The organism is Olivibacter sp. XZL3, from assembly GCF_004368405.1.
GTDB lineage: Bacteria > Bacteroidota > Bacteroidia > Sphingobacteriales > Sphingobacteriaceae > Olivibacter.
In genome coordinates this window covers 1-24,607 of record NZ_SBJH01000017.1, presented here as the reverse complement: position 1 = coordinate 24,607, position 24,607 = coordinate 1, and the positions used below count along the sequence as shown (strand labels likewise).

Sequence of the window (24,607 nt, the reverse complement as noted above, 5' to 3'; positions counted from 1 at the left end):
GTAACGAGGACATCGATTACTTGAAAAAACAGCATGGTTACAGATCTTACGCCTGATTTAATAAAAGCACTTTACGGACGTGGTTGCACGTTTCTTTACGCTCCCCATCAATTTCAATTTGACAACCCATTATGGATACCCATGATTGTGCCCTTGGACGAATGTGATTGGATCGATCCAGATAGCGATGCGATACTTACCATCAAAGAAGCCTTTAATATACCCTTTGAAAATTTTCTCAATCACAAAGTAATTATGCCCCAATAGGGACGATTTTTAAAAGGGGAAAACAATTTTCCTTACCTAGGGTAATTAGTAAGAACAATAAAATTACGAAAGGCATTTTATGGAAAATTGGATAAAAGAGAATGCGTATCAGCTAAAGGAGCCGTTAGGCTTAGGAGGCGTTCCCATCGGTACGGCATTTGAAAAAATATCGGCTGAAACGGCGTACGCCATCTTGGAAAAAGCGTGGGAACTAGGAATACGTTATTACGATACTTCTCCGTGGTACGGACTCACTAAAAGCGAGCGGATTTTTGGGGAGTTTCTCAAAGAAAAGCCACGGGAAGACTTTGTTTTTTCCACGAAAGTAGGTCGGCTTTTTCATGAAGTGCCGGCAAATGAAGTTCCCGAGACTATGTGGTTAGACCCCTTGCCCTACGATTTTGAACATGTCTACACCGCTGACGCCGTTAAGAAGGCGATAGAAGACAGTTTAGAAAGAACAGGACTCGGTCATATAGACATCGTTTACGTGCATGATCTCTCGGAAGATCAAGTGGGAGATCGATATCCCGACTTCCTTAAGCAAGCGACAGCGGGCGCTTTTAAGGTGTTGAGCGACTACCGGAGCCAAGGGATTATAAAAGCGTGGGGTATGGGCGTAAATAAAATAGAGCCCATACTCGATTGCCTCGATCGGGCAGACCCTGATATTTGTCTGTCGGCAACACAGTATTCTATTATAGAGCACGAAGATGCCGTCGACCGCCTATTGCCGGCCGTTCGGAAAGCGGGTGTGCAGCTGGTATCGGGCGCCGGATACAATTCCGGCTTTATTGCAGGCCGACAACGCTATAATTATAAGGACGTCATTCCGAAAGGCTATGAAGAAAAGAGAAGCCGCATTGAAGCCATCGCAGAGGCACATGGAATCGACATGATTACCGCTGCATTGCATTTCGTCTTGTCTGCCGATGAATTTGTCTCGATTATACCCGGTGCGAGTAAAACGGATCAAATAGAATCGAATGTAAGAGCGCTGAACACCGCGGTGCCGACCGAATTTTGGCAAGAATTGAAAGCAGAAGGCTTGATTTACAGTGAGGCACCTGTCCCTGAATAAGATTATTTGAGCCGAATCGCCAAGGGGCATCGTCAGCCGGTTAAGACAAAAAAGCACAGAATGAACTACAGCTCATCCTGTGCTTTTTTGATGACTTTGTTGAGGTCGATCCCTTTTCCCAATGCGCCCTTAAAAAGATCCCCAGTTTCCTTAAGTCGCTCATAGGCATTGTGTATGGTGAAATCGCTCATCTTCAGCCCAGATTTAACCTCGTCCCAAGCAAGCGGCATAGAGACGGTAGCACCCGGTTTTGGTCGCAGTGAATAAGGGCCCGCTATTGTCGCTCCTGGCCTGTTCTGTAAGAAATCAAGATACATTTTACCTTTCCGGCTTTTTACTTTCCGCTCTAAGCTCGTGAAGTCGGGCAATTGCTGGTGCACCAGGTTGACAATGACCTTGGCGAAAAGCTGCGACTGGTCGTAGGTGTATTTCGCTGCAAGTGGTATGTAGATATGTATGCCCGTAGAGCCTGAAGTCTTGGGATAGCTCGGCACATCGATGGCATCCAACACTTTTTTTACTTCCTGTGCAGCTTCGATCACTTGCTCAAAGGTGTTCTGATCTGGATCAAGGTCTATGACGCAATAATCGGGGTTGTCCGGTGATTGTATTCTGCTGAACCAAGGGTTCATTTCGATACATCCTAAAGAAGCCATCCACAACAAGGTCGCTTCATCATCACCTACCAGGTACTCCTTATGTTCTCCTTCGCTCGTAACATAGGGATAGGTCTTTTGCACCCACTCAGGAGCTTTACCTTTAATGTCTTTTTGATAAAAACTTGGCCCCTTTATCCCATTTGGGAATCGATTTAAGGACATCGGGCGGTCTTTTAAATAGGGAAGGATATACTCGGCAATCCGGTAATAATAATTAAACATGTCGCGTTTGGTAATGCCATCATCGGGCCAGTAAACTTTGCTGAGATGCGTAAACTTGAGTTCCTTGCCGTTAATTTCGCTGGTTTGCGTTTCCTCCCGTGGATTTAATAAGGTGCGTCTCTCTCCTTTGGCCGGCTTGGTGGCCGTCTTTGCCGTTTCATTTTCTGCTTCCGCCACGGTAGCTTCTGTGTCGCTGGGTTTTTCCATCACCACTTCATCGGCATCTTTATCCACGCGCATGCCTTTAAAGGAAGCCTGTCTGAAAATACCTTCGCTCGTTACTTCGGCATAATTAACTTCACACACCAATTCCGGTTTCAGCCAAGTAGGTTTAGCACCGAGGCGTTGTGGGCGGAAGCGCGAGGGTTTATCCACGTCGGGCGCTACGTCAAAAGGACTTTTGTCGGTAATCAAAGGCTTGAAAAGCTTCATCATTTCCTTTTGCTTGCTGTCGGAAAAACCAGTGCCCACCTTCCCAACATAGCGCAGTTTCTTCCCTTCATATACGCCCATAACAAGGGCACTGAAGGCCTTCGACGTTCCTTCGTTGTGCGTAAACCCTGCAATCACTACCTCCTGTCGGCGTTGCACTTTTATTTTAAGCCATTCTCTTGATCGAAGATCGGATGCATAGGTGCTATCGGCTTTCTTGGCCATAATCCCTTCGAGCCCCACCTGTTCCGCGGCATCAAAAAAGTCGATGCCTCTTGCCACAAAAACCTTGCTCTGACGAATGCGGTCGTCGTCTGTAGGAAGGATATCCTGAAGGATTGCTTGTCGTTCTACCAGAGGCAGTCCCATTAAATTTTTCCCTTCGTACCATAAGATGTCAAAGACATAAAACACCAGGTTCCCATCGGCTTCGCTTCTCCAGTTTTGTAAAGCACCAAAGTCTGATAGCCCTTTATCGTTCAGTACCACAATTTCTCCATCAATCACTGCATTGATGCGCCATCCTTTCAACAGATCTACAAGGGGGTAATATTTATCAAAGGGTATATTGTTGCGGGAAATTAACTTAACATCTTTGTCGCTCACTTTGGCAATGGCGCGGTAGCCGTCCCACTTCACTTCGTACAGCCAGTCGGGGTCATCGAAAGGCTCGTCGATCAGGGTAGCCTTCATCGGCTTGATCGTTTGTGGAACCGCCGATTCCGGTGCTTTTTTCAGTAGTGTAGGCACGTCCAGTTTCCTAGGGGCTGCACTTTCTTCTACATCTGCAGCCAGCTGTTCATCTGCTTCTGCCGGGCGGCTGTCCGCTTTACGTCGTTTCTTGGGTTTTTCAACATCTTCCTCATGACCATTCCGCCACACCTTATCGCTGTTTTTTTCGACTTCTTCCAAGGTTTTGTTTGAGAGTACCGATTTATCCTGTTTGGTAATGTCCGATTTACTGGCAAATTCATCTTTATGTTTGATCAGTAACCAACCATTTTCGCCCATGCCCTGTGTTTTTACCAGTGCATACTCGCCTTTGAGTTTTTTTCCTTGTAAACGAACTTTTAATGATCCTTTGTTGAGCTGCTCCAATAGGTGCTTTTCCTGGGCCTTTTTGGTTTTTAACGGTTCGATAGGCTCATAGGTTCCTTCATCCCAGACGATTACCGTTCCGCCTCCATATTGGCCTTTCGGGATCGTGCCTTCAAATTGCCGGTAATCCATCGGATGATCCTCCACCATCATTGCCAAGCGTTTATTCTGCGGATCGGTGGAAGGACCTTTGGGTACAGCCCAGCTTTTTAGCGTGCCGTTCATCTCTAAACGGAAGTCATAGTGTAGGCGTGACGCCTTATGTTTCTGCACCACAAAGGTCAGTTGCTTTTTGTTGGGACTTTTGCCCGCTTTCGGTTCGCTGGTCTTTTTGAAGTCCCTTTTTTTACGATATTGATCGAGCGCCATAGTGAAAACAGCCCTATAAAGGACTACTGTTTGTTTTAGTGAAAAATATTAAGCTCTTCTTTCCATAATTTAGCCTTAGTCTCTTTTTTGGTAAAAGCGTTTAGGCCGCTATCGCTTCCTTCGTTTTTGCTTTGCTGTGGCTGTGTTTTCGAAGATACTAGCTTAGTAACAAAAGAACGGTCAATCAGTTTTAAGTACGCTAGGGCATTCGTTGAAAAGCGCTCTATGTATTATCTTTGATCGGATCTGAATTACGGAGATCGTATACTGATTTTGAACAAAGCAATGAAACACCTTTTATCTACCTGGAATGAACATCGCCGGCGATCCTTTGGCCCGCTCTGTTTCCTATTACTTCTGTGTACTTTAAATGTTGCGCATGCACAAAAAAGCAGCCGGTTAAAAGGGAAGGTTATTTGTCTGGATCCCGGGCATGGAGGAACGGCGAAAACAGATGCTTACCGACAAGGGCCTGCTGGAGAAAGGGAAGAATGGATTAATCTCCGTGTAGCACGTATATTACAGGAATTACTGGTACAAAAAGGAGCAAAAGTGCTGATGACGCGTACGGAAGATGTGTTTGTCCCCATACCCGATCGGGCTAAGATGGCAGTAGAAAATCACGCCGACCTGTTTCTCTCCATCCATCATAATGCCACTGCGGATTCGGCCGTTAATTTTCCGATCATATACTTTCATGGGCATGTTTCGGAGAATAAGGCAAGTGTTGCATTGGGAAGAACCATCGCCAAAGCCTTACGAACGCAGTTTTATGGTGGCAAAACACCGCTGAGTTTGGTTTCAGACTATACCATTTTTGCCGAACGAGGGGCTGGCGTATTAAGAGGAACCTACGGCATACCTGCCGTGCTATCGGAAGCGTCCTTCTTCACCAATCCTACCGAAGAGAGCCGGTTGAAGGATACCACGCACAACAGAGAGGAAGCCATGGCCTATGTGGCTGCCTTGGAGTCTTTCTTTGACGAACCCCAACCGCCCATAGTACCGAAAAATTCGCTGGTGTCGGTTTTACCGTTCAGAGGGCTGCAGGAAGCCGCGCGGATGAGTGGGGAAGCCAAGACTTGGTACGCCGATTATAAGGCAGGTTTGCGCTTGATGCAACGAGGTGATACCGCATCCATTCGTGGGGCTTATGACCTCTTTACGCGTTCTGATCGGTCATTTCCAGACTCTTATGTAGCCCGGGAATGTCACCAAAACCGCGCCTTTCTGTTAGAACGGCAAGGTAAGAGCGCAGCCGCGGCAGAAGAGAGGAAGCGGGCTAAGGAATTTTATGTGGTGCTCGACTAAGGGTATTGGCTGCTTCTTTAAACTGGTCGAGGTATTTTCGATTTCTGACAAATACTCAAGTGACTTTCTTGAGGTTTTTGCACCCTTCGGTATAGACTTTGTGAATAGCCGAGAGCCGGTTCAAATAGTAATGTGCGAAAACACTTCAGCGTAAATAACGTTATCTTTAGAAGTATAATTATTTCAAGAAACGACTATGGGAAACTACAAGGATAAGCCTTTGTCTTACATAGGAAGGCTCTCTATTACGTGTTTAGTTATCATTTGTTGTGCCGCTTGCGGCGGAAACAACAAAGGCGAGAAAGCAGTTGATGGCGATGGTCAGACTGATGAGTCCCTTGGAAGTTCATCAGAATATGGTGCTGAAATTAAACCCTCGTCGCCTAAGGAAGACCAGTCGACAACAAAATATGCAAAAATTGTGGGCTGGGAAGAGGGGCAAACGCCTACTGCGCCCGTTGGATACCGTGTGGTAAAGTTTGCTGACAGTCTAAATAGTCCTCGAAACATCTACGTAGCACCAAACGGCGATATATTAGTTGCACAGGCGCGGACAGAGCGTGAGGGGGAAGATCCGAAAAAGGTTGATTCGCGTAACATCTTTCGTAGCAAAAGTCCGAACCAGATTCTACTCTTTCGCGATAAAGATGGCGATGGTATTCCAGAGTTCAGGGAAGTCTTCTTAAGCGGGCTGTCACAACCTTACGGTATGTTGGTTTTAGGTTCGCACTTTTATGTTGCTAACACGGATGGGCTGGTACGGTTTCCCTACCAGTTAGGAGCCAATAAAATTGACGGCAAGGGCGAAAAGATTGCCACCTTACCGGCCGGCGGATATAATAATCATTGGACCCGTAATATCCTGGCCAATGGCGATGGATCAAAAATATACATCTCTGTAGGGTCTGGTAGCAATGTAGGAGACAATGGGATGGAACATGAAATACGCCGGGCAAACATATTGGAGGTAAATCCGGACGGAAAGGAAGAGCGAATTTATGCCGCTGGCCTTCGCAATCCTGTTGGTATGGACTGGGAGCCCGGTACAGGAAAATTATGGACGGCAGTGAATGAACGGGACGAACTCGGCGATGAGTTGGTGCCCGACTATATTACACATGTCGAAGAAAACGGTTTTTATGGTTGGCCGTATACTTACTGGGGTAAACACATCGATCCGCGTTGGAAAGGAAAAGTACCGGACTCACTGGTAAAGGCGGCAATTACGCCTGATTATGCCGTTGGAGCGCATACAGCATCACTTGGCTTTGCCTTTAATAAGGCCCCCGGCTTTAATGCAGGAGCCTTTATCGGCCAACATGGTTCGTGGAACCGGTCGGGATTCAGTGGCTATAAAATCGTCTTTGTGCCCTTTAAAAAAGGAAAGCCTGCGGGTAATCCTGAAGACTTTCTAACCGGTTTTATTGCTGATGAATCGACAAATACTGTACATGGTCGTCCAGTAGCGGTTGTGTTTACCAAAAAATATATGCTGGTAGCGGACGATGCTGCCAATGTGATCTGGGCGATATTACCGGAATAGGTGGATGGGTTAAGCTATAATTTGAAAAGATCGGTCAGCTACGCGGTCCTGTGCCAAGAAGAAGTAAGGTCTTCCCGATAGGCACTTTCTCCGTAATCAAGATTGAACAAGTCGTTTATGGATGCATCCCGCTTTACAATTTCTTCCAAAGCCACGGTTCTGATATCTTCTTCTTCCCAGTCTTCGGTAATAAACTGCCAGTCGCCTTCTTCGTCGTGGTATACTTCAACAATAGGAGCCCCTTCCTCCAGCCATTGCCGGGTTGTAAATACGGCGAGGTTTTTATCTTCCATAAATTTGAAATCAGCATTTCGGTCGAGCAGCGGCTGTAAGCGCTTGAAACTAGGTTCGAAGTTTTCGGCCCAAGGGAATCGATGGTTTTTATCCGGCCAGACGAATTGCAGGGCTGGCATGGTGAGATCCTGATAATGCGCCAGGGCAGCACCGAAGTAGTCTTTGATGTTTGAAGGATCTACCGAAATAAATGTGGTTAAATAGTCTTCTAAGAAGTCCTGGTAAGGTTTATTTAGCTGAATCGTTTCGCCTTGTTTTATTAATTCCCCGATATCGTTGAGGATAAGATGCATCGTCTCCGCAGGCAGTCCTAAGCAGATTACTTCGGGATGGTTGAAATTTTGCCAAAGGCCAATGGTATAGGCAAATGAGGGCTGATAAGCAGTCGATTTTACCATGATGACATGCCAGCCATTGCTTGCTATGCTGTTTTCGAATCGTTCATTATCAAGGTAACGGGAGTTTTCATTTCTCATAATTTGATTGACGGATTTGCACGAATCAATAAGAATCAAGAAGTTTTACATTTCTGCTGTTAAACTTAATGAATAGTTTTCAATTTGCTGTTAAATATCCGTTTAAATGTCGTTCTGCTCTTCTTTATAGATAAGGCCTTCCTTTTACTCATTCCGCAGACTATCTATGGGGTTGGCTAAGGCCGCTTTAATAGCCTTTAAGCTGATTGTTGCAAAAGCAATAACAAAGGTGATAACTGCCGCAAACAAAAAGACCCACCAAGCCAAGTCCGTTTGATAAGCAAAGCTTTGCAGCCAACGGCGCATTACATAATAACTGACGGGTAATGTAATCGCGGTAGCGATAAGTACCGGTTTTAGTAAGTCTTTTGATAAGAGCATGACAATATGTTGAACGGACGATCCAAGTACTTTCCTGACGCCGATTTCCTTAATACGCTTGGCTGCGGTAAAGGAAGCCAGGCCGAATAAGCCGAGGCAGGCTATAAAGATGGCCAGTCCAGCAAAAATGCTCAGTAATGTTTGTTGAAGGATGTCCTTCTTGTATAATGTATCGAACTGCTGGTCGAGAAACCGATAGGCTAAGGGGTACGCTGGTGCCGCATTATTATAAATGGCTGTTACTTTATGCACAGCCTCGTTCAGGTTGCCGGCTTGTAGTTTGATTAAGCAGACCCGTCTGTCTTCTGAGGGGGAAATGACCAAAGGCTCGATGTTCTCTTTTAGGGATAAAAAGTTAAAATCCGCTACTACGCCTACTACGTTCCGCGCGGCACTATCTCTAACTGTATTTCGGATGCGCTTCCCCACAGCTTGGTCGGGCGTCCATCCGAGTTCTGCAGCTGCTGTGCGGTTAAGCAATACGGCGTTGGTTGAATCGGTGGGGAATTCTTTTGAAAGATCGCGACCTGCAATTATTTTTAAACCCAGCGTTTCAACATATTCAAAATCTGCGAATTCCGAGTGTGCCCGCCATTTCTCCGCATGTCCCTCCACCTCGAACATTTGAATATCGAAATAGCCGCCGGGTTCGCCCGACATCAGGGATACCGATTTTACGAAGCTCTCATTTTGCAAAGCGGTTTTAAAGGCCTGCATGTTTCTATAGATGTCCATATTGTCGATGGGAACGATGAGGGCTTGTTCGGCATTGTAACCGAGCTGCTTATTCTTTATATAACTCATTTGTTTGGCAACCGTAACGGTGCCTATAATCAAAAATACCGAAATACTAAATTGAATGATAACCAAGCTGTGTCTGAACAGAGCACCGCCTTTTCCTAATCGTAGTTTTCCTTTTAACGCTTGAATGGGAGAGAATGCCGAAAGAAAAAGTGCCGGATAAAAGCCCGCAAGTAGTCCTATAAACACAATCAGACCTATTAAGAATAACCAGATGGACGGACTGCTCCAAGGCACTGTGAGTGTATAACCCAGCAAGCTATTATATTGTGGCATAAGCACGAACAATAACGCCACGGCAACTATGCAGGAGAGGAGGGTTAGCAAAAGTGATTCACCTATAAACTGTTTAATCAGGTGGTCGCGTAGCGCGCCTAATACTTTTCTTACGCCGACCTCTTTGGAGCGTTCCACTGCCCGGATCGTCGAGAGGTTCATGAAGTTGATGCATGCAATCAACAGAATAAGTAGGGCTATGGATAAGAAGATATAGACAACCACTTTATCTCCGTGTTTGGCATTATCAAAAGTACTGTTCTCAAAATATACGTCTTTTAAGGGAGCAAGCGAAAGTGAAAATTTATACCCATACCTGCGTGCATCCGAGCCCATGTATTTTTCCATAAAAGCGGCAAAGCGACTTTCTACCTGTTGCTCGCTGGTTTTTGGATCAAGTAATACATAGGTATACATGCCGTTATTAATCCAGACCGTCATGTTAGGGCTGTTTTGGTAGTTGGCAAGCGGAACCAATAAGTCGAAATCAAGGTGGGAATTGGAAGGTACGTCTTTGGCAATGCCCATTACCTTCAATTGAAGGTTTTTGTCTAATTCAATAACTTGGCCCATAGCCTGATCGATGCCCCCGAAGTACTTCTTTGCCGTGCTTTCGGTAAGTACCACGTTTGTGGGATCTTTTAAAACCGTTGACGGATCGCCTGCTAGCAAGGGAAACGAAAACAGTTGGAGGAAGTCAGAGTCGACATCGTATATTTTTTTCTCCAGGAAAGATTGGTCGCCGATCCTTACCAGGCCTTCCGTAGGGTTAACACGTACCGCCTTTTTAATTTCTCCTTTAAAGTCATTGAGTAAGGCCGGTGCATAGGGCCCGGATAAGTAAGCCACATTTTTTTCTTGTTCGTTAACGGTAATGCCCCGCATAACACGGTAAATGCGGTCCTTCTTGTCGTGGAAATCATCAACGCTGAATTCGTTCAAGATGAACAAGAAAATCATCATACAGGTGGTGATGCCTATACTAAGTCCTAAAATATTGATAAAGGAGAAGAGTTTGTTTTTCATTAAACTCCGCCAGGCTATTTTAAAATAGTTCTTTAACATGGTGTTGCTTTTTTGTCTGCACGCGTAATTCGCTCCTGCCGATTTGCACCGTTCAATTACTGCTTTTTGTTGATGTACAGTAAGTAAGCCAAAAATGTATTTGATTGTATTTGTGCTGTTTAGGTAGGTTCGATTAGCAGAAGTGTCCGAAAAGCGGACACCATTTTGTCCATTAGCGGACATAGGTAGCCTGTAAGCCCGACTTGTTTTGGAAAGAACCGCCGGTTTTAGTATGTTTAGGGCATGCGGAGAAATAATAACTATACATCGATGTTAGGAATGACGCTCTTTTTTTTGCATTTCCTTATTATAGAGCCTGTTGTTGCGCAACAAAAGCGGGCACGCGATTTAGGCATAGCGATCGGGGTACTTCCTCCAGGTCCACTGAATGCCATTACCGATGTGGAAGGCGTATTGGTTGGCCATGAAACGCTGATAGAAGGCGATTCCATTCGGACGGGTGTGACCGCGATTCTTCCCCATGGTGGGAACCTCTTCCAGGAAAAAGTTCCCGCAGCTGCTTTTGTGGGCAATGGTTTCGGAAAATTGGCTGGAAGTACGCAAGTGATGGAGTTGGGTAATATAGAGACTCCCATTGTTTTAACCAATACCCTTAATGTGGCGGAAGGTATCGCGGGCGTTGTGGAATATACCCTGTCTCAAAAAGGGAATGAAAATGTACAATCGGTTAATGCAGTGGTGGGCGAGACCAATGATGGATACTTGAACGATATCCGAGGTCGGCACATCACCAAAAAACATGTAATGGCTGCCATCAGCCAAGCAGTGCGGGGGCTCCCGGAGGAAGGCGCTGTAGGAGCAGGAACTGGAACCGTATGTTTCGGTTTCAAAGGCGGCATAGGCACGGCCTCCAGGAAACTTCCGGAAAGTTTGGGCGCTTACACCGTAGGCGTGCTGGTGCAAAGCAATTTTGGCGGGGTACTGCAAATTGCCGGTGCACCGATCGGGAAGGACCTAGGCAAATTTGCCTTTAGTGATCAACTGCAAAACAATGGAGATGGCTCTTGCATACTCGTTGTGGCGACCGACGCCCCTTTAGATAGCCGCAACTTGAGCCGACTGGCTAAACGGGCCTTTATGGGGCTGGCAAAGACAGGAGGAATCGCCTCGAACGGCAGCGGCGATTATGTATTGGCTTTTTCCACAGCCCAAGCCTTACGCGTGCCCTATAGCGCTGAAAGGCCTACGCAAAGCGCAGCATATCTCAACAACGACGCCACATCACCGCTCTTTATGGCTGCGATTGAAGCGGCCGAGGAAGCGATTATTAATTCTTTGCTAATGGCAAAAACCACGGTTGGAAAAGATGGCCGGAAGGTTTCTGCCCTGCCCATGGAACAAGTGCTTCCTTTATTAAGGCGTTATTCTGTCCTCCCAAAAGAAAATAAACCGCATTAAAGATTGTTTAGCCTTTGTTTAAAGGCATCCTGAATCGTCCGGGTTATCGGCCCGACCTCCTCGCGTCGAAAAAGAGTCTCGTTCTCTTTGTCTACTTGCCCAATGGCCAATACCTGTGTCGTTGTGCCAGTTAAAAATAGCTCGTCCATAGTCGGCAAGCGATCCAAAGGTACCGGTTCTTCCTTCACCTCTATGCCAAGTTCCTTACAAATAGCGATCACTTCCATCCGTGTAATGCCAGGGAGAATTTGCGGTCCTTGTGGATGTGTATATACGTGGGCTTGCTTCACAAAAAAGGAGGAAGTATGAGTACCTTCAGTTAAAGAGTCGCCACGATATAAAAGTGCTTCCTGATATCCTCGGTGATGCGCTTCATTATTAGCCAGCACATTCCCCATTAAGGACGTCGATTTGATATCACAACGATGCCACCGCTTGTCTTCGAGCACAAGTACCTTGGCTCTTTTATGTTCAAAACCAGCGAGTTGAAGAGGGTAAGCGTAACACAATACCGTCGGTTCTGTCTGTTCTGGAAAAAAGTGGGTACGCGGCGCTGTACCGCGACTGACCTGCATATAAACGGCACCATCTGCATTGGACAAGCCCGCATGCTGGATTGCTTCTGTCACTATATCTTCCCATGAAACGAGCTTCGTCATAATTGCTACCTCCTGCAAGGAATAATGGAGGCGATTGAGGTGCGCCTGTAACAAAAACGGCTTTCCTTGATAAAAGGGAATCACTTCGTATATGCCGTCGCCGAGCATAAAACCGCGGTCAAAAACAGATAAGGTAGCCTGGTCAGCCGGTATCCAGCGACCGTTCAGAAAAACAGTTTGAGGGTATGTTGGACTCATATATAATGCAGTTGCAGAATTAGACAGCGCTAATTTATAATAAAGAACGCAGAAATCTCCGTCTTTATCGAATGCTGTCGGTGTTTTGTTTAAGTGACCCCACCTTTTCGTCCGTGGGGCCGGCAAAAAGGTGGGGCATAGCGGGGCTAATCACGTGGGAAATAACTGGCTTTGATTAATTCATCCAAATTGTTAAAAGGTTTATTGGGTTTGAGGTATTGCTCTAGAAATTTATATACTTTTAAACGAATTTCCTTCGCTCCATAATTATCGATCCGGTCATAATGGTGTCCTCCGGGCTTATCTTTATATATCTCATAGTCAAACTTTTTACCCTCTGCTTTCAGCGCTTGGATGAGATGTTCTACTTCCAACACGTTTACATCCTCATCATTGGTGTTAGTGTGTACCAATAGGGGTGTTTTCAGCTTTGCGGCATTCCAGGCTGGCGATCTTTTACGATATTCCGCTACATTATCTACCGCCTGTTTCCCCATGTGGTAATCCGCCGCATATAAATCCCGATAGCTTTGACTCTTGTATCCCATTCTTGCCACCAAGTCGCTCACGGGAACACCAGCATAGCCTACTGCATAATTTTCGGGGTGATTAAATAGGCTCAATAGCGTAATCATGCCCCCGTGACTCCATCCCATAATACCGACCCTGCCTTTATCCAGAAAATCATAGTTTTCCAGCATATAATCGCGACTCGCCTGTACGTCGTCCACTTCTAAGCCGCCATAATCGATTAAACGATAAAAGCCGGCGCCGTAGCCTGTGCTTCCGCGATAATCTGGCGCTACCACCACATATTCCTGTACCATTAATTCACGGATAATATGCGCATAAGAGGTTTCAAAATAGGCATGTACACCGCCGTGAGGTAATACAATTAGTGGATATTTTTTATGGATGTCGATTGTTTTCGGAACAAAAACGTAGGCCGAGAACAAGATCGGATTATTTGCCCCTTGTGCTGTTGGATTCTTAATCACCGCGGGCGGGGGACCGGTGATGATGACTTTATCCGTATAAGCATAGTCGGCCAACTTATCATACCATGACAAATCGTCGATGCCTTTCGTAATTTTCTGAAAGGTATGCTGCATGTTTTCGACCTGACGTTCCAGGGCGGCGATCTGGGCTTCCGCTGACTTTTCTCTTTCCTGCGCTTTCACCGGCACAAGATTGCCTAACACGATAAAGAATAACAATAAGGTGGAGTGTAATGAAAATGGATTCATGTTTTTACGTTTAATTTGAATAGGGTATTTATATTAAAACTTGCGTGTATATGTAGCTCTTACTTAGGCTGTAATTCCAAAACCTGATCTGCTACCCCTTCAATCTTTTTTTTTGAAAAATAAACCGGGAAATATCGATTATCTTTCCAAAGGGAAAAGAGGTCGCGGTAATGCACACTTTCAGGATCTCCGGATTGCTGGACGAATAAGCCTGCTAAACGTTTTTCTTTTGTCTGCATGGTACTAAGCGTTTACTTTGTTTACGGGTAGATTGCGATCGGGTCAAATAAACTGGGCGCTTCGGCCGGACTATTGCTGTTTGAATTTAATTCATTTTGCGAATAAATAAATCGGGCGGGTAGGCGCGAACCGTTCGTTGGCGTCAGTTTAATGCCATAAACTTCGTTTCGGTTGCGGCGTTCATCGTTCCAACCAATATGCTGTCCGTAAAAAGTGACATAACGCTCCTCTAAAATTTCTCTGAGTAAGGCCGCTTCTTGGCTCAGTCCGTCTGTATTTTCTATGCCTCCTACTGCGAAATCGGCTAAGTCGTAAGGTAAATACCGATAGGTTCCATCTTCCTTATAGGTGTTATGCAAATAGCCGCCTTGATTCAAAAAGGCACGATAACTGTTGAGATGGCCAAGGGCCACTTCAAGCCCTTTGCCTGATCGTATGGCCATTTCGGCAAGGGTGAGACTGTTTTCCTGATAAGTGACCAACGGAAATGAAGCGTCTTCGGCGAAAAAACCGCGTTTATCATTTGTGGTTAATGTATTGGGTTCGATAACGCCGGGTGCGTTTATTCCGTTTTCCAAATAATAAAAACGGAACCGCGCAGTTTCGTCGGTTTTGCTATTTCCACGATAAGCTGCATGCTGCGGATTTAGAATCAGCGCATTGTAAGCATCTTCACCAGTAATACTGCCGGTGCGAACAGAAGTCAGCAAAGTAAACGTCGCATTTTGGTTGGCGTTCACTGAGGTGCCATGCGGCGCATACAAAGAATTTGTATAGGTGCTGATCCCGTGCTGTGCCGCTTCATACGCTTCGGTATAGGCCTTTACGTCCGTATACAAACGCGCTTTCAGGGTATAGGCCACTTCCTGCCATTTAGCTGCATCGCCGCTCAAGAAGAGGTCTTCCGTACTCAGGGTGCCTACGCCCGTAGCGAGGTCGGCGATGCCTTCGTCCAACAAAGCTTGCAGCTTTGGGTAAAGTTCGTCCTGACTTTCGAATCGCGGATTGGGATAAGCTTCCGGATCGCTTGTTTCCGAAAAAGGGATGTCACCCCAGAGCTCTGTGGCAGAAGCCATGGCATGTGCTCTCAGTATCTTCGCCACACCGGCCATTTTCCTGTTCCCCAATTCGTCCGCTTTCTGAATGGCAATAAGCAGGTTTTTGTTGGCGCCGGTGAAATACAAATTCCACTCGTCGTCAAAATTGTTTGCAGTAATTTGATAAACGCCCCAAGTGCCGTATTGCAAGGCTACTCCTTTCCCGTAGCTGGCCCAAACCAAAGATAACCTACTGGTCATGCCTTCATGCGCGGCCATGTGGGCGATTTCGGCGCCCTTAAACACAAATGCGGCCGTGGCATCCGTCGGATCATTTGGGTTGTTATTCAAGTTTTCTACGAGGTCCTCGCAGGAGGAATGGACCAAGACAACAAATCCCAACAAAAGTGATTTCCATATATAGCTCTTCATCTTCCAATTCATGAGATTAATAATTAATTTTTAAACTAAAAACCAGCGATCGGGTGCTCGGATTATTAAAATAGTCCACCCCCCTTGAATTTCCCACGCCTGCTACATTGGTTTCGGGATCGATACCTGAAATTTTCGTCCACAGGAAGGGATTTCGAGCCGTAACCGTGATGTTGACCGATTTTAATTTCGACCAGTTTTGAAATTTAGGCGAGTTTAAATCATAGCCCAATGAAATTTCGCGAATGCGGGTCCAGCTCCCATCACTTACGAACTGTTCTGCAAGCTGGCCGGTGTGACTACCGATGGACGTATAAAAAGATTGATCTAATAGCACCGGACCTCCGCCAAAATCACCGATATTGCCGCGAACAACACTGCCTGCGGGAATGACGTTGCCTGCATAATTATACAGATCCTGTGTTAAGGCAACTTCATGCCCTACATCTGCATGTGTTCCGAAGTTATAAAGGGTTCCGCGGGTTCCTTCGTAGAAGTCGCCCCCCTGAAAGGTTTCCAATAGGACATGCAAATGGACCTTTTTATAGGAAAGATCAGTTCCGATGCCTCCCCGCCAATTGGGATTCGGGTCGCCGATAATTTGGGACTCGGTAGACAATTGCGGGAAACCGGTCGATGTTAGTGCCAAGGAACCGTCCGGATTGCGTTGATAGGCCCCTCCATAGAAGGTAGACATCGCAGAGCCGACGCGCGCGACCGTACTCAGTGCACCACCGGTGAAGGTGATCAAGTCGGTTCCCGCTAGATCGGTCACCCGATTGCGGTTTCGGCTCCAATTGGCAAATACATTCCACGAAAAATCGTTCTTGCTCAATATATTATAATTTAGGTCCAGCTCCATTCCTTTGTTTTCCATTTTGCCGGCATTGGTATAACGCTGCCGGAAACCGGTGGAGCCCGCAGCAGAAACTTGTAAAAGCAGGTCGACAATCTTGTTCTGATAATAGGTGTATCCCACGCTCAGTTTATTGTCGAAGAAGCGCAGATCCGTTCCTATTTCCCATTCGGTTTTACGTTCCGGTTTTAAATAAGGATCTCCCTGTACCGTGCTTTCTACGTAGGCTCCGCCATAACCGGCACCACTCAGGTCGTTTGCCCAATTACCAAAGGAGGCCGTTATAAAGGGGGTCGTGTTTCGATAGGGCTCCGGTTGAATGCCGACAATTCCATACGAGCCTCTTAATTTTCCGAACGATAACACCTTGTTCTGCAGACCGGGAAGTTGACTAAACAGCCAGGCAATATCTGCCGAGGGATAGTAGAACGTCGATTTTGAGGCGCTTCCGAATGTAGAGCCTGACTCGCCGGCGCCTGAAAGGTTTAGATACAGTTGCTCCCGGTATCCTAAGTTGAGGGTCGCATACAAACGCGCCGTACGGCGGTGGGATTCGCTGTTGTATGGATAATTATTTTCGTAGGTTGAATTTGAGAAATTCGGAGGCACGTCGTCCATAATGAAATTATTCATCGTGCCGCCCAGCTCATGGTATTTTCGGTCGTTAACGTTAAAGCCGAGGATCCAGGTGCTGCTAACGGCCGGACTGATATCCTTGATAACCCTTCCAATAATGTCCAGGTTATTTTCTGTCTCCTTGATGATCTCCTGTTCATAGCTTCCTCTTCCCGAATTGAGTACCGAGTTTAGCGGGTGATTCGTTACACGGCGGTCGTTGTAAGAATCAATACCGCCGCGGGTGGTTAGGTCAAACCAATCTACCGGTTTAATTACCAATTCGGCGCTCATTAAAAACCGTTCTACCTCTGTTAAATTGGTCAGCTCGTGAATACTCCAAAGCGGGTCGTTATAACCTGGGTTTGCCGAGGCACCTAAGTAATTCCGGTAAGACCGCTGACGGTTGGGGATAGCAGATGCGGTAGGAGAGGCGTAATAATCGCCTTTCCAATAGCGGCTGTCAAAATCAGGGGAAGAACGCAGCATGCCGATATACAGCCCACTGCTATTGTCGCCTTTTTGAATGCGGTTTGCCGACGTTTTAATATAGTTGGCACGTGCTGAAGCGGTAACAAAGTCGTTGAATTTTCGGGACGTATTCAGTCGTACCGTGTTTCTTCCGTAATCACTTTGGCCGTTAAACACACCCTTCTGATCCAATCGGCCCAGACCTAAATAAAAATTCCCCTTCTCATTGCCACCGCTTAAACTTAGGTTATTATCAAAATAGGTGCCTGTACGGAAAACTGCATTTTCCCGTTCTTCGTTGTAGATCTCCCTTGAATTCTTTTGAATAATGGGATAAAACGTTTTGCCGTTATAGGCTTCAAAGCGTGCTCCGTTGCGGTCGACTTCGTCTTCGCCTCCGGAACGGTCGTCGATTTTGTCGCCCCACGAAAATTGGGAAGTAGGGTTAAAGACGCCGTTCGAACCTTGTCCGTAGTTGCTTTGCAAAGGATGAAGGCGGTTCACCTCATCGAGCGAAGTGGTTGATGAGAAGTTGACGTTGAGCTTATTGTCGTTTGCGCCCTGCTTAGTCGTAATCACGATTACTCCATTGGCCGCTCGCGAACCCCACAAGCCTGCAGCGGACGCTCCTTTTAATACTTGCATGCTTTCGATATCTTCCGGATTGATATCATTCAAACGAGACTGCTGCGCTACGCCACCCCGCGCATCGCCCAAGGTGCTATTACTCATGGGAATCCCATCGATAATCACTAAGGGCTGGTTAGAGCCGGTGATGGTATTTTGCCCCCTGATCTGGATATTTGAGCCGGCGCCGGGATCACCGGAAGACCGGTTGATTTGTACGCCGGCAGCTTTGCCGGCCAAACCATTAATTAGTCCGGTTTCACCCGATCTGACGATGTCTGAGGCTTTGACCGTTGAGGAAGTCGATCCTAAACGGTCTTTCACCTCTTTAAAGCCCAAGGCAGTTACCACGACGGCGTCTAATAATTGATTATCAGGTTCCATTTGTACCGTTAGCGAAGTGGATTGACCTAGGGCGATTTCTTTCACCTGATAACCGATATAAGAAAAGCGCAGCTTGGCTGCTGGGTCGGTTACCGAAATGTGGAAAATCCCTTCCTCATTGGTTGATGTGCCGCCTTGTGCGCCTACCACACTAACGCTAACACCGCTTAGCGGTTGACCATCTTCTCCTAGCACTTTACCTGAGATCTGTTCTTGCACGTTTAGTACTTCACGGCGGTTCGGCTTATTTTCCTTGCGGATGATAATGGTCTTGTTTTTCAAAAGATAAGTGAGGCCACTGTTTTTTAACACTTGATCCATTGCGGTCGTCAATGATGCATCATGGAGGGTGATGTTAGGTACGGAAACGTTTTTTAAATCACTGACTTTATAAATAATCGCATAATCCGTTTGTACCTGAATTTCATGGAAGATTTGTTCCAAGGTTGCCTTACGTGCTGATATACTCACTTTTTGTGCTTTTGCTGCGTAGCCCAGCTGTAAAAGGAAAAGAGTCAAATAAAGTAAGGTAATAGGTAGTCGCATTGTCCATTTATTGCACAAGATAGTCTGATAAGGCAGGTGCCCGATGCTTCGGTAATTATTACAAATGAGGCTACGTAGAGCAATGTAGCATCCCTTTATAATGCAAATTTTCATACATTTGTTGCATTAGGTTAATTCCATATTCTATTAGTTTGCTGCCTTTTTTATAAAGGCTTGATGTGTTTAACCTAACTTTACCCTGGAATGCGGCTACATTCCGGGGTTCTTGTTTCGGTTATATCTCGATGTTCGCTTTTAAGGCATAACCACAATCCTCCTTTCCTTCTCGCCGGGGGGAGCCGCGAAAATTTTAAAATGTATTCCTCCCAACTCCGTTAAAACGTCCAATAAATCTTCGACATGTCGAAACTGTTTAACTACTCCTCCAAACTGGTCAGAAGGGAGATCACCCTGGTAGGTTACGTTTACTCGATACCAACGGGAAATTTTCCGCATAATCGCGTAAATGTCTTCATTGTCAAGAGTCATATAGCCGTTCGTCCAGGCAACGACCTGATCGGTATTTACCTTGTTTAGAATAATGTTTCCGTCTTTTAATGTCGCTTGTTCTCCCGGCTTTAAGAGGGTATGGTTCAACTTGATTCTTCCATCTACTAGGGTCGTTTTTAAGCCCTCTTCGTCCGGATAGGCGAGTACGTTAAGTTTCGTGCCTAATACCGTAATCTGCTGGTTCTTAGCTTCTATGATGAACGGGATGCTCATTTTTTTTACATCAAAGTACGCTTCTCCCATGAGTTTTACCCACCGTCGGTGTTGCGGCGTGGAGGGGCGGTAGATCAGCGCCGAGCAGGCATTTACCACCACCCTGGTACCATCCGTTAGTCTGATCCGTATCTGTTTTCCATAGGGCACATCAATCCGATGGAGAGCCGACGAATAGGCGGCTTTTTCCATATTATGCTGTTCATATCTAAGTTCGCTTGCAGTTTCTTTGTATATCCGGACGCCCGCGTCGCCGATCCATGTACCTTGCTGCATGTCGTCTATGACGAGTTGCTGTCCATTTGATAAGGTGAGCGTTGGTCGATCCGTCCAACCTGTTTCTGTCATTAGCATTGGCCGGTTTTTAACGCTTCCCATATCGTTGGCATAGTGCCACCAGTAATACGCACCGGAAGCAAGCAGCAGAACAGCTATGGCCGCAGAGAACCGCCTCAGTATGGACTTTGATCTCTTTCTTTGTTCGCCAAATTGTAAAATCGCGTTGCGCGTATGCTGATCGGCCATCTTTATACGTTCCAATAAATGGCTTGCCCGGCGGTCGTCTAAGGCATATTCGATTTTTTGGCGATCAAAAGCATCTCCCAATAAGATCTTTAGCTTACTCATGTACACCGGATCAGCAAAATAGCTGAGCAGTTCCTGCTCCTCGGAAGGCGTTGTTTGCTGGTTTTTATATTTTTCGAACAGAAAAATAATCCGGGCGTCGTACATAGTGTGGGTTATTTAGTAAGATGACACCTGAATTATTAAAATGGGGTAGTTTGATGTTGTTTTTTTTGGTAAAAAAAGTTTTTTGCTTTTTATACGAGCTTTATTTTCTTAAAAATGCGAAAAGTAGCACAAATACGGCGTCTATTCTGGCGCCTATATAAGTTCTGATGGTTTTTAGTGCTATTTTCATGTGAGAATGTACGGTAAGTGAAGAAATGTTTAGTTTTTTGGCCGCGTCTTGGTATTTATAGCCTTCTTGATAGCATAAGTTGTATACTTTTTTTTGCTGTGGTGTAAGTCGATCGATCGCTTTTTTTAGCAAATTTTCCAAAGCTTCTTGGTCGATATATCCGGCATCTTCTTCTTCTATGAAGAAGACGTCTTGCTGCATTTGCTCCCTAGCCTTTTCGCGAATAGCTAATTGTCTCAGCGCATTATAAACCTGGTTCCGTACGGCACGATTAAGGTAGGCACCAAAGTTTTGCACTTCGACCATTTTTTTCCTTCCCATCCAAATGCGTATGAAGACTTCCTGCACAATTTCTTCCGACAAACTATCAGAACGCGTTAATCGTTTCGCAAACGAATAAACCAACCCTTGATAGCGGTCAAAAATCGTTTCAAACGCTATGCTGTTTCCTAAAGAAAGTTCTTTTAATAGTTTTTTCTCTTCATAATCTTTGATTTTTTTCATAAAAAAAGGCTTCAATTAGTAAAAAAAGCTATATGCTGTCGAAATCGATAAAATGTGTGTGTTTTTATTTTAGTTTCAGCTAATGTAGTATTTTTAACTAATGAATTTTATGTTTTTATCAAAAAAATATGGATCAGTGGTGTTTGTTTGTTAACGAAATCCGTATTAAACGGCTAAATATTTAAAAATATTGCTGTTTATTTATTGAAAATGTTAATACTGTCTTTCCGTGTTACTCGGATAGAAAGTACGCGCCGATTTTAAAGTGCAAATCCTCATATTTGACGCCTGTCATGTTTACGGTTATCGCCACAATGAGCTCTTCGGGTGGATATAAGACAAAAATAGTCGTTCCACCGACTGATCCACCACTGTGTCCTATCCAATCGCGACCGTCGAAGTGATAGGTTCGCCATCCCATGCCGTAATCTGTTGATGTACCCGCTGTAGTTTTCTGCGGTGTCCAAAGTAGGGACTTTGTAGCGGCTCGCAGCAGGTTGTTTTCCAGAAAGGCCCTTCCAAATAGAATGAGATCTTCTGTAGTGGAAAGAAAACCGCCTCCGGCCCATTTATAGCTATTATCGACAGTAGGGGCGTTTAAGAGCTGTTGCTGTTCGTTTTGAACATAATAGCGGGTGCGATTTTGAATTAGGCTATCCATGAATTCAGGCACAGTGTTCGTCATGCCCATTGGGCCAAAAACATGTTTTTGCATATAGGGTAGAAAATCCATTTCGCTTGCACTTTCCAACGCAGCGCTGATTAGATTCCATCCATAACTTGAATAACTATAGTCGGTTCCAGGTTTAAACAGCAAGCTGTCTTCCCGAAAGATCGCCAAGCCTTCTAATACCGTTGGATAGTATTTATTGCTCCAGTTTTCTTCACCCCGGTAATGGCGTATGCCGGCTGTGTGCCCGGCTAGTTGTCGCAAGTTTATGTCCCATTTCTTTTTAGGGAATTCCGGAACATACCGCTGGATAGGCGCTTCCAAATTTAATTTACCCTCTTCGTATAACAGACCGATGGCCGTGGATGTAAAGGTTTTAGAAACGCTTCCTATCCTAAATTTGGTGTTTGCCGGATCAACTTGCACACCTTGCTCCAAGTCTGCATAACCAAAGCCTTCCGACCAAATGAGTTTACCCTTTTTCGCAACAGAGATGCTTAATCCTGGCAAATGGTGCTTTTGCATAAAGGCCTTCACGAGTTTTTGCGAGGCTATAATGGCGGAATCCTGACTGTAAGAAGGAAGATAACTAAAGGTGAAAAAAGCAACTGATAGGCCGATTGATATCCATTTAGCGACCAAGGAGGGGACGTTGAACATATTTTTTTCCATGTTTTAAAAAACTAGCGTTGGTTAAGGGGCTTTCTTTTCTTTATATGACACCTATAACGGTGAGTCGGGGTAGTTGCCGCGCGACTTTTATTGTGCGGTGGTCAAGAACCTTCTCAGCGGTTTATATAACGTATTCCACTAGGGGCCAGCCAATATGAGTATGCCTTATTGGGGCTCGAAATCGGAGCTCTTGGAGGTGATCGGATTGGCGAGATGGGCAAAATTCACATTGCTGTGGAGAAGTTTCCAATGGATCAGGCCTTGGAAGTATGATAAAATGCGGGCGGGAAAGTTAAGAGGACGTGCTGTTTTGATGCCGTAAATTCGCTTTAAAGGTCAAAAATGAGGCGGTCGGCTTGAATTTTATGATTTTGAACAGCAGTAACTAATGTCACGCGTCTATCTTTCAGTTCAGATCAGTCCAAAAGCAACCGCAAACCGGATCAGTTCGGCTAGGCTCGTAATATTGAGCTTGCGGATGATGTTCTTTCGGTGATTGTTTACGGTGTGAATGGAAATGAATAATACATCCGAGATATGGCAACTGCTTTTCCCTTCGGCAATGAGGCTGATAATCTCCTTTTCACGCTTGCTTAGTGCGTTGAACAGATGAAAGTGTTTCGCACAATAGGCGCTCTGATCAGCTAAGTAATGGAACTGGTTAGAAGCCTGTGTTAAGCCTTCCGCCGGCAATGAGAGATGGAGTAGCAGACCGGCTTCTGCATGATATGTACGTGTAGTGGTGAGGTGCCATTCATAAGTACCTTTATGTCCCGTCTTCACCCGCTGATAAAAAGAGAACAATGTCTGCGAATCATCACGCCGTAAGTAATTCAGCAATTGCTTTTTAATAGCAGGCATTTCATCTTGTGGAAAAAACTGTTTAAAATAATCGGGTCCCATCAATTGTAGCTCCTCCGATGAGCGACGGAGCCTGTCCGCTCCGTAGGTATTCATATAAATATTTGTTAAACTTTTAATGTTCTGTAGCATCACACTGCCGGGTAAATAGTCGCCAATGTCTTCTAATTTCAGTTTTCCCTGTTGTAGTCGATTACCGAGGGTATACAATTGAGCTTGCACATGCTGCCCTAGGGAGGCTGATGGAATGGATTTTAGGTTTGCCATTGCATTTCTGTTTAGATCGACAGGATATATCGATTGATCATATAAATATAGAAAATAAATTTATATGATCAATGCATAATTTGCTTGGAACAGAAATAAAGATTCAGCTTTTGCGCTATAAAGGTTGTCGCAAGTAAACATTTATGTATCTCTTTCTGTTGTAAAAAGAAAAATACATACGATGGCAGACGATAAAAGTATCAGAAACGGAAGAGACAGGCTGTTGATAAACACGAATGAGCAATACGAAATAGCATATTTGGAGAAAAAGTTTGGAGTCAGTAAAGAGGAAGTGCTCCGGGCTGTTGAGCAGGTAGGCAATGAGCGGGACGCGGTGGAAGCCTATCTCCGTAAATCGGAATGAGTTAAGCGGTGTTTTTGGTGTTTTTTTAGTTTTAGGGTAGTCCCGCCTGCATATAGATGATATGTAGGCGGGTTTTTTAATAGGTTTCAATCAAAGTGAATCATGGAAATAGCAATCAGCAAAGAGCTTCTGCAAAAACTGAAAGAGCAGGGGTATACCGTACTGCTAGCCGAAGAGCCGCCAATGGGTGAGGAATTTCTGTTAACGCCTTGTCGATGGGACATGGACGATTTCCTTTACTCTCCGCTGGCGAAAGAGCATGAAGACAGTGAATTCATTATCATCGACGATTTGTTAAAGTACGGTTGTGATGAGCATACTTGTTATAAAGTCATCCACAAAGGAAACACCGGATAAAGAAGATGGTAGCAGCGGCAAACATAAGACCCTGCTTTTGTGTTACCCTTTCTACATAGTAAGTAAAACCTTTTTTATGAAAGCTACCACTGCTGTTATATCGTTAAGCTTTTATCTATTGACATATACCGTCTTGGCATCGATGGGAGCTTCTTTAGTCCTTCTAACTTGTTTATACCTGTTTGTACGTCTTCAAACTAAATTAGACACATTAGGATGAAACCTTAAGGAGACTTTCGAGTTATAAATTTATTAATTTTT

20 protein-coding genes are annotated in these 24,607 nt (G+C 45.3%); 8 read left to right on the top strand and 12 right to left on the bottom strand.

Annotation, left to right across the window (positions count from 1 at the left end; genetic code table 11):
• The first annotated feature begins 33 nt into the window (after positions 1–33).
• Together EPX21_RS05810 and EPX21_RS05805 are read left to right on the top strand one after the other, a co-directional pair.
• Positions 34–267 carry a hypothetical protein gene (locus tag EPX21_RS05810; protein WP_134088724.1) on the top strand — a complete coding sequence of 78 codons (234 nt, stop codon included), beginning with the start codon at positions 34–36 and terminating at the stop codon, positions 265–267.
• 79 nt (positions 268–346) lie between these two features.
• Entirely contained in the window at positions 347–1,348 is a 1,002-nt protein-coding gene (locus tag EPX21_RS05805) for an aldo/keto reductase (RefSeq protein ID WP_134088723.1), read from the top strand.
• Between the two features lie 65 nt (positions 1,349–1,413).
• Here the strand turns inward: EPX21_RS05805 and ligD are convergent, their stop codons facing one another.
• Entirely contained in the window at positions 1,414–4,128 is a 2,715-nt protein-coding gene (ligD, locus tag EPX21_RS05800; RefSeq protein ID WP_134088722.1) for a DNA ligase D, read from the bottom strand.
• Positions 4,129–4,413: 285 nt separating this feature from the next.
• On the opposite strand from ligD, the gene EPX21_RS05795 reads away from it, so the two are divergent.
• On the top strand, positions 4,414–5,439 hold the full coding sequence (locus tag EPX21_RS05795) for an N-acetylmuramoyl-L-alanine amidase (protein ID WP_134088721.1): 1,026 nt from the start codon (positions 4,414–4,416) through the stop codon (positions 5,437–5,439).
• Between the two features lie 196 nt (positions 5,440–5,635).
• Positions 5,636–6,982, top strand: coding sequence for a sorbosone dehydrogenase family protein (locus EPX21_RS05790; protein WP_134088720.1), 1,347 nt, complete (start codon positions 5,636–5,638; stop codon positions 6,980–6,982).
• Between the two features lie 38 nt (positions 6,983–7,020).
• On the opposite strand, the gene EPX21_RS05785 is transcribed toward EPX21_RS05790, so the two are convergent.
• Positions 7,021–7,752, bottom strand: coding sequence for a DUF4262 domain-containing protein (locus tag EPX21_RS05785; protein WP_134088719.1), 732 nt, complete (start codon positions 7,750–7,752; stop codon positions 7,021–7,023).
• Positions 7,753–7,896: 144 nt separating this feature from the next.
• The gene (locus EPX21_RS05780) at positions 7,897–10,275 is read right to left on the bottom strand and encodes an ABC transporter permease (RefSeq protein WP_134088718.1); all 2,379 of its coding nucleotides are present in this window, start codon (positions 10,273–10,275) and stop codon (positions 7,897–7,899) included.
• Between the two features lie 243 nt (positions 10,276–10,518).
• Between EPX21_RS05780 and EPX21_RS05775 the strand changes: the two genes are divergently transcribed.
• Positions 10,519–11,694 carry a P1 family peptidase gene (locus tag EPX21_RS05775; RefSeq protein WP_240768543.1) on the top strand — a complete coding sequence of 392 codons (1,176 nt, stop codon included), beginning with the start codon at positions 10,519–10,521 and terminating at the stop codon, positions 11,692–11,694.
• Here the strand turns inward: EPX21_RS05775 and EPX21_RS05770 are convergent.
• From EPX21_RS05770 to EPX21_RS05735, 8 genes are all read right to left on the bottom strand, one after another.
• Positions 11,691–12,551, bottom strand: coding sequence for an aminotransferase class IV (locus tag EPX21_RS05770; protein WP_134088717.1), 861 nt, complete (start codon positions 12,549–12,551; stop codon positions 11,691–11,693). The two genes, EPX21_RS05775 and EPX21_RS05770, sit on opposite strands and share 4 nt — an antisense overlap.
• A gap of 146 nt (positions 12,552–12,697) precedes the next feature.
• Positions 12,698–13,798: a S9 family peptidase gene (locus tag EPX21_RS05765; protein WP_206106014.1), complete on the bottom strand. Its 1,101-nt coding sequence runs from the start codon at positions 13,796–13,798 to the stop codon at positions 12,698–12,700.
• Between the two features lie 59 nt (positions 13,799–13,857).
• Positions 13,858–14,037: a penicillin acylase family protein gene (locus tag EPX21_RS05760; RefSeq protein WP_134088716.1), complete on the bottom strand. Its 180-nt coding sequence runs from the start codon at positions 14,035–14,037 to the stop codon at positions 13,858–13,860.
• 21 nt (positions 14,038–14,058) lie between these two features.
• Entirely contained in the window at positions 14,059–15,519 is a 1,461-nt protein-coding gene (locus EPX21_RS05755; protein WP_206106013.1) for a SusD/RagB family nutrient-binding outer membrane lipoprotein, read from the bottom strand.
• A gap of 4 nt (positions 15,520–15,523) precedes the next feature.
• On the bottom strand, positions 15,524–19,006 hold the full coding sequence (locus EPX21_RS05750; protein WP_206106012.1) for a SusC/RagA family TonB-linked outer membrane protein: 3,483 nt from the start codon (positions 19,004–19,006) through the stop codon (positions 15,524–15,526).
• 255 nt (positions 19,007–19,261) lie between these two features.
• Positions 19,262–20,461 carry a FecR family protein gene (locus EPX21_RS05745; RefSeq protein WP_134088715.1) on the bottom strand — a complete coding sequence of 400 codons (1,200 nt, stop codon included), beginning with the start codon at positions 20,459–20,461 and terminating at the stop codon, positions 19,262–19,264.
• Between the two features lie 100 nt (positions 20,462–20,561).
• Entirely contained in the window at positions 20,562–21,155 is a 594-nt protein-coding gene (locus EPX21_RS05740; RefSeq protein ID WP_134088714.1) for an RNA polymerase sigma-70 factor, read from the bottom strand.
• Positions 21,156–21,387: 232 nt separating this feature from the next.
• A complete protein-coding gene (locus EPX21_RS05735) occupies positions 21,388–22,497 on the bottom strand; it encodes a serine hydrolase (RefSeq protein WP_134088713.1) in 1,110 nt (369 codons plus the stop codon).
• Between the two features lie 154 nt (positions 22,498–22,651).
• Here EPX21_RS05735 and EPX21_RS05730 point away from each other — a divergent pair, with 154 nt between their 5' ends.
• A complete protein-coding gene (locus EPX21_RS05730; protein WP_206106011.1) occupies positions 22,652–22,819 on the top strand; it encodes a hypothetical protein in 168 nt (55 codons plus the stop codon).
• Between the two features lie 89 nt (positions 22,820–22,908).
• Here the strand turns inward: EPX21_RS05730 and EPX21_RS05725 are convergent, their stop codons facing one another.
• Positions 22,909–23,625, bottom strand: coding sequence for a response regulator transcription factor (locus EPX21_RS05725; RefSeq protein ID WP_134088712.1), 717 nt, complete (start codon positions 23,623–23,625; stop codon positions 22,909–22,911).
• A 181-nt stretch (positions 23,626–23,806) separates the two neighbouring features.
• Between EPX21_RS05725 and EPX21_RS05720 the strand changes: the two genes are divergently transcribed.
• Positions 23,807–23,989, top strand: coding sequence for a DUF3606 domain-containing protein (locus EPX21_RS05720; protein WP_134088711.1), 183 nt, complete (start codon positions 23,807–23,809; stop codon positions 23,987–23,989).
• A gap of 102 nt (positions 23,990–24,091) precedes the next feature.
• Complete coding sequence (locus EPX21_RS05715; RefSeq protein ID WP_134088710.1) at positions 24,092–24,346, top strand: hypothetical protein; 255 nt, start codon at positions 24,092–24,094, stop codon at positions 24,344–24,346.
• The last annotated feature ends 261 nt before the right edge of the window (positions 24,347–24,607 follow it).